Annotated in this window: 9 protein-coding genes and 1 pseudogene; all 10 read left to right on the forward strand. The window is 61.6% G+C overall.

Going from position 1 to position 12,341, the window contains the following annotated elements:
* Positions 1 to 117: 117 nt before the first annotated feature.
* Positions 118 to 1,194 carry a Rieske 2Fe-2S domain-containing protein gene (locus tag Q7S58_RS04345; protein ID WP_304821207.1) on the forward strand — a complete coding sequence of 359 codons (1,077 nt, stop codon included), beginning with the start codon at positions 118 to 120 and terminating at the stop codon, positions 1,192 to 1,194.
* A 126-nt stretch (positions 1,195 to 1,320) separates the two neighbouring features.
* Complete coding sequence (locus tag Q7S58_RS04350; RefSeq protein WP_304821209.1) at positions 1,321 to 2,445, forward strand: LuxR C-terminal-related transcriptional regulator; 1,125 nt, start codon at positions 1,321 to 1,323, stop codon at positions 2,443 to 2,445.
* A 108-nt stretch (positions 2,446 to 2,553) separates the two neighbouring features.
* Positions 2,554 to 3,753, forward strand: a complete 1,200-nt coding sequence (locus tag Q7S58_RS04355) for a flavin-dependent monooxygenase (protein WP_304821211.1) — start codon at positions 2,554 to 2,556, stop codon at positions 3,751 to 3,753.
* Positions 3,750 to 5,474, forward strand: coding sequence for an FAD-binding protein (locus tag Q7S58_RS04360; protein WP_304821212.1), 1,725 nt, complete (start codon positions 3,750 to 3,752; stop codon positions 5,472 to 5,474). The genes Q7S58_RS04355 and Q7S58_RS04360 overlap by 4 nt, the downstream gene beginning before the upstream one ends.
* 51 nt (positions 5,475 to 5,525) lie before the next feature.
* Positions 5,526 to 5,762, forward strand: coding sequence for a hypothetical protein (locus tag Q7S58_RS04365; RefSeq protein WP_304821214.1), 237 nt, complete (start codon positions 5,526 to 5,528; stop codon positions 5,760 to 5,762).
* Between the two features lie 2 nt (positions 5,763 to 5,764).
* Positions 5,765 to 7,480: an FAD-binding protein gene (locus Q7S58_RS04370; protein ID WP_304821216.1), complete on the forward strand. Its 1,716-nt coding sequence runs from the start codon at positions 5,765 to 5,767 to the stop codon at positions 7,478 to 7,480.
* A 40-nt stretch (positions 7,481 to 7,520) separates the two neighbouring features.
* Positions 7,521 to 8,272 (forward strand): annotated as a pseudogene (locus tag Q7S58_RS04375) (glucose 1-dehydrogenase).
* Between the two features lie 620 nt (positions 8,273 to 8,892).
* Positions 8,893 to 10,257: a TrpB-like pyridoxal phosphate-dependent enzyme gene (locus Q7S58_RS04385; RefSeq protein ID WP_304821223.1), complete on the forward strand. Its 1,365-nt coding sequence runs from the start codon at positions 8,893 to 8,895 to the stop codon at positions 10,255 to 10,257.
* Between the two features lie 22 nt (positions 10,258 to 10,279).
* Positions 10,280 to 11,350, forward strand: a complete 1,071-nt coding sequence (locus Q7S58_RS04390; protein WP_304821225.1) for a nitrilase-related carbon-nitrogen hydrolase — start codon at positions 10,280 to 10,282, stop codon at positions 11,348 to 11,350.
* A 96-nt stretch (positions 11,351 to 11,446) separates the two neighbouring features.
* Positions 11,447 to 12,307: a cupin domain-containing protein gene (locus tag Q7S58_RS04395; protein ID WP_304821227.1), complete on the forward strand. Its 861-nt coding sequence runs from the start codon at positions 11,447 to 11,449 to the stop codon at positions 12,305 to 12,307.
* The last annotated feature ends 34 nt before the right edge of the window (positions 12,308 to 12,341 follow it).

Here is a 12,341-nt window from a genome sequence, read left to right on the forward strand (position 1 = left end):
CGCGAGTAGCAAGATGAGAGGCCGGGGCGCAGTAGTTGCCATCTATCGTCCAAAGGGACGATGCGGCGCGGCCGCGCGGGCGTGAAAATCGGAGCACTCGCGCAAGGGGTGAAAGCTATGCCGTCAATGCGAACTATCGAAGCCCAGCCGATCGCTAATCGTTACGCGCGCGGCTGGCATTGCCTTGGTCTTGCGTCCGAGTTCAGCGACGGCCAGCCCCACACCGTCAATGCATTCGGCACGCGACTCGTCGCGTACCGCGGCGACGACGCGCGCTTTCATGTGCTCGATGCACACTGTCCGCACATGGGCGCCGACTTGAGCCACGGCGTCGTGCGCAACAATTCGCTCGTCTGCCCTTTTCACAATTGGAGCTGGGGTTGCGACGGCATCTGCAACTCGATTCCATATTCGATAACGATTCCACCGACCGCGCGCGTCAAGTCGTGGCCGACCTGCGAACAGAATCACCTGCTGTTCGTGTGGCACGATCCGGCGGGCAAATCGCCGTCTGCGGAACTCGACATCCCGCGCATCGACGCGTGCTACTCTGACGATTGGAACGATTGGGTGATGGAGAAGTGGACGATCAACACCAATTGCCGCGAGCTGATCGACAATGTCTCGGACATGGCGCATTTCATTTCGGTTCACGGCGTGCCGGTCGAATACTTCGCCAATATTTTCGAGGGGCACAAGGCGACGCAGGTGATGCTCGGCAAGAGTTCGCAGCTCGCGATGGAAGGCGGCTTGCTGACCTATGCGACTTACTACGGACCCGCTTATCAAATCACCGAGATGAAGGGCGAGATGGGCGGCTTCACGATCGATTCGATTCTGCTCAACTGCCACGTGCCGATCTCGCTGAACAGTTTCGATCTGCGGTTCGGGATGCTGGTGCGCAAAATTCCCGGGCTCGGCGAAGAGCAGAACCAGGAGATGGCGCGAACCTACATCAAGTTCACGCAGCAGGGCTTCTACCAGGACGTCGCGATCTGGGACAACAAGGTGCGCATCGACAATCCCCTTCTCTGCGAAGGCGATGGACCCATCTATCATCTGCGCCGATGGTATCAGCAGTTCTACCAGGATGACGGCGAGGTTCCCGCCGCCGCGCGCGAGCATCGCGTGTTCGAGCTGAATCCCGGCGGTCTTAGCACGGCGCCGCCGCTTCATCACGTGTTCGAGCGATAGAGTTTTATCTCGCGTAGAGCTTGAATCCGGGCTAACTGGATTTGTGCTATACGCTGACCTATCAACCGAATCGCAAAATCTCGGACCGGGCCAAAGGCGCGAAGCAAATCGCATCGCCGCGCGTCGATGCCGCTCTCGCTCGCCGAGTTCAGCGAACTGGTCGGACTGATCTACCAGGGGCCGCTCGAGTCGGTACCGTTCAAGAGTGCGCTTGAATCGATTCGCCGGCTGCTGCGCGCGAACTACGTCACGCTGATCCTGCGGCCGCCGTCGAGCAATCGCTCCGGCCTGATGGTCAACGCTTCGGGCGATCGCCCGGTCGAGCGCGAAGCCGATTACAGCAACTATTACTACGCATTCGATGTCTTCGTCGGATTGCCGACTGACCACGTCGTGACGGCGGAGGAACTGCTCGGTCGAAGGTGGCGCGACAGCGAAATCTATCAGCAGTTTCTGAGGCCAGTGGATGTGCTGCACGCGCTCGGCGCCGACATCCACACCGACGACGGCGTCGAGTGCCGCTTTCGCGTCGCGCGTTCGCACGCCGAAGTGAATTTCAGCGCAACTGACAAGGCGATTTGCACCGCGCTGCTGCCGCATCTGAAGCGCGCCGTGCAGATTCATTCGCAGCTCGACCTGATCGAGTCGGAGCGCAAGCTGCTGGCCGGCACGGTCGATCGGATGCTGGTCGGCACGATCATCCTCGACGAGCGCGGCGCGATTTTGAAGACCAACGACATCGCGCGCGAGATGGTCCGCGCCGGCGATGGCATCCGCGAAGTCACCGGCGCGATGCAGGCCGTGGGCGCGGGAGAAAATCGCGAACTGCAGCGTCTGATCAAGCAGGCGCTTGGCGGCAACCGCGCGGACTCGCCCGCGATTATCGAGGCGATGTCGATCACGCGTCCGTCGGGGCGCGGCAAACTCGGCGTGCTGATTCGGAGCAATCCGCCGGGCGAATGGTCCGAGGGACAGCGCCGGCCGTCGGTCGCCGTGTTCATCCGCGATCCGGAGCGCCGCTCGGAAGCGTCGGTCGAGATGGTGCGCCGGCTGTTCGATCTGACGGCGGCGGAAGCGTCGCTGGCGATCGCGCTCGCGAACGGGTTGACGCTTGAAGATGCGGCCGGGCAACTCGGCATCCGCAAGAACACCGCGCGCGCTCATCTGCGATCGATCTTTTCGAAGATCGGCATCACGCGCCAGACAACGCTGGTGCGCACGCTGCTCAGCAGCGTGATTTGGCTTGGCTGACGCCGCGCCGGGTCTTCATAGTCTTTTCGGACGATGAAGCTCCGCCCTGGTGATGGAAACATTGGCGCGCGAAGATAGCTTCGCCTGAAGAAAATCGGGGGATTCCAAATGCAGCGCGAAGTCCGAGCCAGGACCGAAGCCGAAAAATCGCTGGTCGCAAGCGCGCGTGCGATGGCGCCGATACTCGCCGAGCGCGCCGCGCGCGCCGATTCGGAACGGCGCATCCCGGCCGAGACGATCGACGATTTCCGCAAAGCCGGGTTCTTCCGAATCTTGCAGCCGAAACGCCACGGCGGCTTCGAACTCGATCCCAACGTTTTTTACGAAGTGCAGATGACGCTCGCCGAAGGATGCGCCTCGAGCGGCTGGGTCTTCGGCGTGATGGGCGTGCACAACTGGCAAATCGCGCTGTTCGACGCGCGCGCGGCTGACGACGTGTGGCGCCGCGACGACTCGGTGCTCATCTCGTCGTCGTACATGCCCAAGGGCCAGGTGAAACGCGTCGCCGGCGGATTCGAGCTCAGCGGCCGATGGGGATTTTCGAGCGGCGTCGATCACGCGGAGTGGGCGTTCCTCGGCGGAATCGTGATGCCCGAGGGCAGCACTCCCGGCTCGCCCGACTACCGCACTTTCCTGGTGCCGCGCGCGGATTTCAAAGTGATCGATACGTGGCACGTGATCGGCCTCAAGGGCACCGGCAGCAAGGACGTCGTCGTCGAGAATGCGTTCGTGCCGGAGTATCGCACCCACAGCGCGCGCGACGGCTTCACCGGCACCAGCCCGGGGCTCGCGGACAATTCCGCGCCGCTCTATCGATTGCCTTTCGGCCAGGTTTTCGTGCGCGCAGTTTCGGCGGCGTCGATCGGCGCGCTGCAAGGCGCGCTCGACGCGTTTCGCGCTTTCGGATCGACGCGAATCAGCTCAAATGATTTTTCGAGCACGTCGCAGGATCCGGCCGCGCAGCTCGCGGCGGCCAACACCGCGCTCGCGATCGACGATATGAAACTCGAACTGTATCGCAGCTTCGATTCGATGCTCGCGACGCTCGAGCGCGGGCATCCGCTGGAGATCGAAGCGCGCATCCATTTTCGCTACCAGTCCGCGCTCTGCGCCGAACGATGCGCCAAGCATGTCGCGCGCCTGCTTCACTCGTGCGGCGCGTCGGGAATTTTTCAGGGCAATCCAATCGCGCGCTTCTTCGCCGATATCCACGCCGCGCGCGCGCACTACGCCAACAATCCCGATCGCTTCGGCCGCAATTACGGCGGGGTGCTGCTCGGAATGCAGAACTCGGATTTGTTCATATGAGCGACATCGTCGGAACGTCGGCACGAATCGACGGCGAGTGGGATCATCGCTTCGATGTCGTCGTCGTCGGCTCAGGCGCCGGCGCGATGATTTCCGCGATCTGCGCGCACGACCTCGGGCAATCGGTCGTGGTGATCGAAAAGGCCGACGTGTACGGCGGCACGACGGCGATTTCCGGCGGTGCCGTGTGGGTGCCGTGCAATCATCAGATCGATGCGGCAGGCGGCGCCGACAGTTACGACGACGCGATGAACTATCTGAGGGCCGCAACGCGCGGAATGGTCAGCGAGGCGCGGCTCCGCGCGTATCTCGACCATGCGCCGCAGATGGTTCGTTACCTCGAAGAAAAAACGCGGATGCGTTACCGCGCGATGCCCGGTTATTCCGATTACTACCCCGAACTTCCCGGCGCGAAGCCCGGCTGCCGCACGATGGATCCATTGCCATTCGACGCCGCGCAACTCGGCGAGGAGTTCGATCGGTTGCGCGCGCCCTCGCCGGGCACGCTGATCGCGGGGCGGGTCGGGATGACGGCGGGAGAAGCGCATTCGATCCTCGCGAAGGAACGCGGCTGGATGATGCTGGTCGTCAAGCGATTCGCCAAGTATTGGCTCGACGTTCGCTGGCGCAGGCGCACCAGGCGCGATCGCCGTCTCACGCTCGGCAACGCGCTGGTCGGCGCGCTCCGGCGCTCGATGATGGATCGCGGGATCGCACTGTGGCTCGGCACCGCGCTCGACACCGTTGTTAGTGATGGACGGCGCGTAACCGGCGTGATCGCGAATCGAGCAGGTAAGCCGATTCGAATCGCGGCGAATCGCGGGGTGATCCTTGGCGCGGGCGGATTCGAGCACAACCAGGCGATGCGCGATCAATACTTGCCGCATCCGACCAGCGCCGAATGGACCACGACGCCGGAATCCAACACTGGCGATGCGATCCGCGCGGGCCAGCGGGTCGGCGCGCAACTCGCGCTGATGGACATGGCGTGGTGGGCGCCCACCGTATTCGTTCCGGGCAAGGAAAAACGCCGCGCGCTGTTCGTCGAGCGGGCGCTGCCCGGATGCGTGATGGTCAACAAGCTGGGGCGGCGTTTCGTCGATGAAGCCGCGCCCTATTCGGATATCGTGACCGCGATGTACGCCGACCATCAGGCGAGCGGCGCGAACCTGCCGGCGTGGATGATTTTCGACGCGGACTTTCGACGCAAGTATCCCTGCGGTCCGCTGCTGCCCGGGATGGTGCAATCGGATTCGTCGCTGCCGAAGGATTGGGCCGACAAAGTTTATTTCAAAGACGATTCACTCGAAGCGCTGGCGAATCGAATCGGTATCGATCGGGCAGGGCTCGCGGAGACTATTCGCTTGATGAACTCGTATGCGGCGACCGGAATCGATCGCGATTTCGGCAAAGGCGCCAACACTTTCGATCGCTACTACGGCGACTCGAACGTGAAGCCGAATCCGTGTCTCGCGCCGATCGCGAAGCCGCCTTTCTATGCGCTCAGGATCGATGCGGGCGATATCGGCACGAAGGGCGGCCTGCTCACCGACGAACATGCGCGCGTGTTGCGCGAGGACGGCCAGCCGATTCCCGGCCTCTACGCGATCGGCAACACGTCGGCGGCGGTGATGGGGCCGAGCTATCCCGGCGCGGGCTCGACGATCGGTCCTGCGATGACGTTCGGATACGTCGCGGCGCATCACCTCGCGGGAGTTTGACCGACAATAACGATCGACATATCGAAGCTGCGTCATCACAGGAGTTCGACGATGCTCAAAGGGCGAGTGTGTCTGGTCACCGGCGCGAGCCGCGCCGTCGGCAAAGGAATCGCACAGGCGCTGGGCGCGGCGGGCGCGACCGTTTACGTCACCGGCCGCAGCACTCGCGACAACGCGGCCGAACTCGCGCAGCACTACGGCGTCAAGGATTTGAACGGCTTCGAGCCACCGTCGGGCCGCGGATTTATGGGCGATCCGCCGAGCTATTCGCCGACCGTCGTGGAATAGCCGTGAGCCAGAATCCATCGGCGAGCGAGGTTGCGATCGACGCGTCGGCATCGGGCGTCCTGCCGATCGACAAACCGATTCTCGCCGAGGGTGCCGATCCGATTCGCTGGAACTCGGATTGCGACGTGCTCGTGGTCGGATTCGGCGCGGCCGGTGCGTCCGCGTCGATCGAAGCGGCGCATCGCGGCGCGAGCGTGATCGTCGCGGATCGATTCGGCGGCGGCGGTGCGAGCGCGAGGAGCGGCGGCGTCGTGTATGCGGGCGGCGGCACGCGATACCAGAATCGCGCGGGATTCAACGACACCCCCGACGCGATGTACGAATATCTGCGGCGCGAAGTTGGCGACGCCGTCGGCGAATCGACGCTGCGCGATTTCTGCGCGCAAAGCGCTGCGATGATTTCGTGGCTCGAATCGCTCGGCATCGAATTCGATTCGACGGTTCCGCCGAAGAAAACTTCGTATCCGCCCGACGGCTACTATCTGTATTTCTCGGGCAACGAAGCCGTGCCGCAATTCGCGGGCGAGCATCCGCCCGCTCCGCGCGGGCATCGCGTGAAAGGCGCCGGCCTGTCGGGCTCGGCGATGTTCAAGGCGATGCGAGCCGCAGTCGATACGGCCGGCGTCAAGGTGATGACTCAATCCGCGGTGCGGAGACTGGTCGTCGATTCGAGCAGCGGCGCGGTACTCGGCGCCGAAGTTTGGCAACTTCCTCCTGGCGCCAGCGTCGCGCGTCGGCATCGACGGCTCAGTCGATGGGCCGAGCGACTCAACTACACTGCGGCGAGTCTCTCCGATCTGGTGCGGCGTCGCGCGCTCGCGTTGGAACTCACGCACGCGCGCCCGATCATGGTCCGCACGCGCGGCGGCGTCGTGCTCACGACTGGAGGATTTATTTTCAATCGCGCGATGGTTTCACGGCACGCGCCCGGTTATCTGCGCAATTTCCGTCTCGGGACTTCGGGATGCGACGGCAGCGGAATCCGCCTCGGCCAATCCGTCGGCGGCGACGTTGCGCACCTGGAGCGCATCTCGGCGTGGCGCTTCATCAATCCGCCGCTGGCGTGGGCGCGGGGTATCGTCGTCGATTCGCGCGGCAGTCGCTTTTGCAACGAGGAAGTTTACGGCGCGCTGCTCGGCCACGAAATGTGCGAGCATCATGGCGGCAAGGCGTGGCTGGTGATCGATTCACACCTGCGCCGCGAGGCGATTCGCGAGGCGCTGTTCGGCGGTCTTTGGGCGTTTCAAAGTATGCCTGCGATCATGCTGATGCTAACCGCGAAGCGCGGTCGTACGATCGAAGACCTGGCGAGAAAGATCGGCGCGGATGCAAATCTGATGCGCCTGAGCTGCGACGCTTACAACTCGGGCGCGCGCGGCGGTGACGACGCGATGGGCAAATCGTCCGCGATGCGCCAGGCGCTCGAGGCGCCGCCGTTCTACGCGGTGAACATCTCAGCCGGCAGCAGGATCTTTCCATGTCCGGTAATTACGCTTGGCGGACTTCGTATCGATGAAGCGACTGGCGCGGTCAAGCAGGCTAGCGCCGATTGCGTACCTGGATTGTATGCCGCCGGACGCGCGGCGGTCGGGATCGCATCCAACCATTACGTGAGCGGCCTCGCACTCGCCGATTGCATCTGGTCGGGCCGCCGCGCGGGCAAGTCGGCGTCGAAGACGGCACTCCGCAATGCTTCGCAAGCTCGGGCCACGGCCTGACTCGAATCTCGAAGTAACTTCAAAACAAGGAATACGGAATATGGATCGCGTCGCAGGCAAAGTTGTCATCGTCACAGGCGCAGCTAGTGGAGTTGGCCGCGAAGATGCGCGATTGCTGGCGCGCGAAGGCGCGCGCGTGGTGTTGACCGACATCAATGAGCAAGGCGGGCGCGAGGTTACCGGCGAAATCGGCGAATCGGCGATCTTCGTGCATCATGACATCTCGTCCGAGGACGATTGGAAGCTTGCGATGAAGGCGACTATCGATCGCTTCGGCCGGCTGGACGCGCTGGTCAACAACGCGGCTATCCTCATGATGGGATCGATCGAAGACACCTCGCTTGAAGATTGGCGCAAGGTTCATCGCATCAATGCGGATGGCTATTTTCTCGGCTGCAAGTACGCGATCGCAGCTATGAAGCAGAGCGGCGGAGGTTCGATCGTGAATATGTCGTCGGTCGCCGCGCTTACAGGTATTCCGATGGTTTGCGCTTACAGCGGAGCCAAAGGATCGGTGGCGGCGCTGACTCGCAGCGTCGCAGTTCATTGCCGTCTCAACGGCTATAGAATTCGATGTAACTCGATTCATCCCGAGGCATCCTGACGCCGATGACGCTCGCGTATCTAGGCAACGATGTCGATCGCCTGCGAATCGAAAACGATCCGGCGTCGCGCTTCTGCGATCCGCAGGACGTCGCAAACCTGGTGCTGTTTCTGGTTTCAGACGAATCGAGATTTATCAACGGCGCCGAACTGCGTATCGACAACGCACAGATGGTCGTCGGCATCTAGCCGCCGGGCGGATTGTAGCTATCCGCGGAGAGAGGGTGCCTACCGCAGCAGGCACCCGTGATCCTGTTCAGCTAACGCGCTTTAAGCCTTGCGCTTGCGCTCAGCCCATCGGCGCTTCATTGCTTCTGACAGTCGCCTTCGTCCTTCAGGAGTAAGGCGACCGCGTCGTCCTTTGCGAGCAGCGGGCGCGGTGCGAACAACCGCGGCCTTCTTCATCGCAGGTCCGGCGGTGGCGCCTTCAAGTGCGGCGATTGCGCTACTGAGCCGATCTCTTTCGGATTTCAATTCAGCGACGATTTTCGATATATCCAAGTTTCGCTCCTTCGACCGGTGGGTTGTTGCTAGGCAGCGTCCAGTTACGCTGCAAGTGCGCTCTTAGGCGCGTTGACAGTTTCGACCTTTGCTCCTGACCAGACTATCGCTATCAGTATAGCTGCTACAGCGCAACTCATCAGGCTAAATAGTTGTCTAGCGAGGAACGCTTCTTAGGCCGCATCCGACAAGCTGAGAACCGGCGACACCCTTGAAACGGGAACTCGCACGATGGATTATGCGAGCCGTAGCGAATAATCGAAGGAGTTGAGAGCCACACCGCGAGCATCGCGCAGAGGCTAAATCCGATGCCACAAGTCAAAACTACACTTGATGAGTCTGATATACCGCGCCACTGGTACAACGTGGTCGCGGACATGCCGAACTCGCCGGCGCCGCCGCTTGGTCCCGACGGCAAGCCGATCGGACCTGACGCGCTAGCGGCCATTTTTCCGGCCGCGATCATCGAACAGGAAGTCTCGCGAGAGCGCTGGATTCCGATTCCCGAGCCAGTGCGCGATATCTATCGGCAGTGGCGCCCCACTCCACTTTACCGCGCGCTACGGCTCGAGGCGGCGCTCGATACTCCTGCTCGCATCTACTACAAGTATGAAGGCGTGAGCCCCGCCGGTTCGCACAAGCCGAACACAGCCGTTGCGCAAGCTTACTTCAATCACATGGCCGGGGTTCGGCGGCTTACTACCGAGACGGGAGCCGGCCAATGGGGCTGCGCGCTCGCGATGGCAGGCCAGATGTTCGGCATCGAAGTGCGCATTTTCATGGTACGAGTGAGCTACGACCAGAAGCCGTTTCGGCGCTCGATGATGGAGACGTGGGGCGGCGAAGTAATCGCGAGTCCGAGCAGCGAAACGCGCTCAGGAAGAAGGATTCTCGATTCGGACCCTGAGTCGCCGGGCTCGCTCGGTATCGCTATTTCGGAAGCTGTCGAAGAGGCGGCGTCGCGCAGCGATACCAACTACGCGCTCGGCTCGGTGCTCAATCATGTACTGCTTCATCAGACTGTGATTGGGCTCGAGACGAAAAAGCAGTTCGAAAAAGTCGGCGACTATCCCGACGTGATCATCGCGTGCTGCGGCGGAGGCTCCAACTTCGGCGGCACCGCTTTTCCGTTTTTCGCCGATAAGGCCGCGGGCAAGCAAGTGCGCCTGGTCGCGGTCGAGCCCGAGTCATGCCCGACCTTGACGCGCGGGCACTATGCCTACGATTCGGGTGATACTGAGGGCCTCACTCCTCTGATGCTGATGTACACGCTGGGACGCAACTTCATTCCGCCGTCGATTCACGCGGGCGGGCTCCGCTATCACGGCGATTCGCCGCTGGTCTCGCAGCTCTATCATGAAGGATTGATCGAAGCTGTCGCAGTTTCGCAGCGCACAACTTTCGAAGCCGGCATCACCTTCGCGCGCGCCGAAGGAATCATTCCAGCGCCTGAAAGCAATCACGCGATTCGCGTCGCGATCGACGAAGCGCTCGAATGCAAGCGCATCGGCCAGCCAAAGACTATCTATTTCACGTTGTCGGGTCACGGCCATTTCGACATGGCTGCGTACGATCGATTTTTCGCGGGCGAGCTCGAGGATACTTCCTATCCTGACGAAGCAATTCAGGCAGCCTTGGCCGATCTTCCTAAAGTCGATCGCAATCCCGCATGAACGCCGGGGCGTGGGAGCAAAGATGATAAGACCTTACACCGCGGTCGGACTGATTCCGACAGTACGCGGGATACGAATGCGCGCCGACATCGCCGCCAACCTCGATCACATCAAGCACATGGTAAAGGCGGCGGCGTGGCTATCCAGCCTGGACCTGCCGGTGCGGCTGATCGCGCTGCCCGAAGGCGCGTTGCAAGGCTTCAACGATGAAGTACTCGACCTTGATCATGCATCGTTTGCGCGCGAATGCGCTATCGACATACCTGGTCCCGAAACTGACGCGCTGGGCGCAATCGCGCGACAATACGATACGTTCATCATGGCGCAAGCCAAGGCTCATCATCCCGATTGGCCGGATCGCTTCTTCAACGTAGGGTTCATCCTCGATCCGCGCGGCGAGGTCATCCTTAAGCACTACAAAGTCTCACCGTTGTTCCCTGTGGAACACTCAGTATGCCCGCACGACATCCTTGATTGGTGGATCGAGAAGTACGGCATGACGCTGGATGCATTCTGGCCGGTGGCCGACACCGAGATTGGGCGGCTGGGAATCATGATGGCGAATGAGGGTTCGTATCCCGAGAATGCGCGCGCACTCGCGCTTAATGGCGCCGAAGTAGTCTATCGCGGATCGTACCCGCATCCTGCGACGGGCAACGAGCTATTCGAAATTCAAAGCCGTGCGCGCGCGCTCGACAACAATATGTACGTCGTCGCGCCCAACATGGGCACTTACTATCTCGACGCGGAGAGCGAGATCCCCATCGATACGTTCGGCGGACGCTCATTTATCATCGACTATCGCGGACGCATCGTGGGCCGCCAAGACTACGGCGGAGTATCGACCTATGTTGCCGGCGTTATCGACATCGAGGCGATGCGGTATCATCGCGACCATGCGCAGTGGGACAACTGGCTGAAGGATCTGCGCACCGAGCTATACGGGCTTTTGTACAAGGATCCAATCTATCCAAAAAACCTTTACCTCGAGCGCGCGCCGATGAAGCATCAGGAATATCGCCGCGAGGTGATCGATAAACAGATCGCGCTGATGCATCAGCGGGGCATCTGGAAAAAATCCTCCTACGACTGATCGCGCCGATCGAATGGCATCAATCGACGCGGCAACGGCCCGCGCTTGTATCGCCCTCACTTGACGATTCGTATCGCCGCGCGCTAATCCGCATCCATGCAAACGATTCATGCCGACGAAATCGAGTTTGGCGCCGTCTCGGGCCATCGCTCAGGTGGGATCGATTTCAAGCGCCTGTTGCAGGGCGCGCCCGGCGCTCAGGACAACTTCGAACTGAGTATCGTGCGCACCGCGGGCGATTACTTCACGCCGCGTCATCGCCATAACTTCGATCAGGTGCGCTACTGTATCGAAGGCGCGATGAACTATGCGCCGGGCAAGGATTTGAAGGCCGGCACTGCCGGATATTTCCCCGAGGGCGCCTATTACGGCCCGCAAGCCGACACCAGCCAATCAACGGTGCTGCTGCTTCAGATGGGCGGATCGGGCGGCTACGGTTTCATGAGCTATCAGCAATTGCATGACGGCTATGAGCGGTTGTGCGACCTTGGTCAATTCGATGGCGGCGTCTTTACTCGCGATACTGCGGACGGCAGGAAAGTCCGCAAGGACGGCTATGAGGCGATCTGGGAATACGTCAATGGACGCGAAGTCGAGTATCCATCGCCGCGCTATGACGAGCCGGTGATATTCCATCCGGAAAATTTCCGCTGGATTCCGACTCGCGAGCCTGGCTTCGAGATCAAGCATCTCGGCACATTCGGCGAACGCGGCGTCGCGATCGGGATGATCCGCTCGACGAAGGGTTCGCGTCATTTGATCGATCGGCATCGATCGCCCGAGTTGCTGTTCGTGCTCCGAGGCGCGATTCGCGACGTAACTTCGGGTGAGTTGCTCGACAAGCACGCGGCGTTCCGCGTCGATCCGTCCGACGCGGGCCGGCCCATCGAAACGGTCGAGGACTGCGAACTGTTCTTCGTGCAACTCGCGAACTTCGATCGGCCTTTCGACGCGTGATCGCGGCCCGATCGCAGACGGTTGATCGCTGGAG

Origin of the sequence: Candidatus Binatus sp., assembly GCF_030646925.1 — a bacterium.
Classification (GTDB): Bacteria; Desulfobacterota; Binatia; order Binatales; family Binataceae; genus Binatus.

Coding starts and splice junctions, on each gene's coding strand:
- Q7S58_RS04345 (WP_304821207.1), top strand. CDS start 118: ATGCCGTCAATGCGAACTATCGAAGCCCAGCCGATCGCTAATCGTTAC.
- Q7S58_RS04350 (WP_304821209.1), top strand. CDS start 1,321: ATGCCGCTCTCGCTCGCCGAGTTCAGCGAACTGGTCGGACTGATCTAC.
- Q7S58_RS04355 (WP_304821211.1), top strand. CDS start 2,554: ATGCAGCGCGAAGTCCGAGCCAGGACCGAAGCCGAAAAATCGCTGGTC.
- Q7S58_RS04360 (WP_304821212.1), top strand. CDS start 3,750: ATGAGCGACATCGTCGGAACGTCGGCACGAATCGACGGCGAGTGGGAT.
- Q7S58_RS04365 (WP_304821214.1), top strand. CDS start 5,526: ATGCTCAAAGGGCGAGTGTGTCTGGTCACCGGCGCGAGCCGCGCCGTC.
- Q7S58_RS04385 (WP_304821223.1), top strand. CDS start 8,893: ATGCCACAAGTCAAAACTACACTTGATGAGTCTGATATACCGCGCCAC.
- Q7S58_RS04390 (WP_304821225.1), top strand. CDS start 10,280: ATGATAAGACCTTACACCGCGGTCGGACTGATTCCGACAGTACGCGGG.
- Q7S58_RS04395 (WP_304821227.1), top strand. CDS start 11,447: ATGCAAACGATTCATGCCGACGAAATCGAGTTTGGCGCCGTCTCGGGC.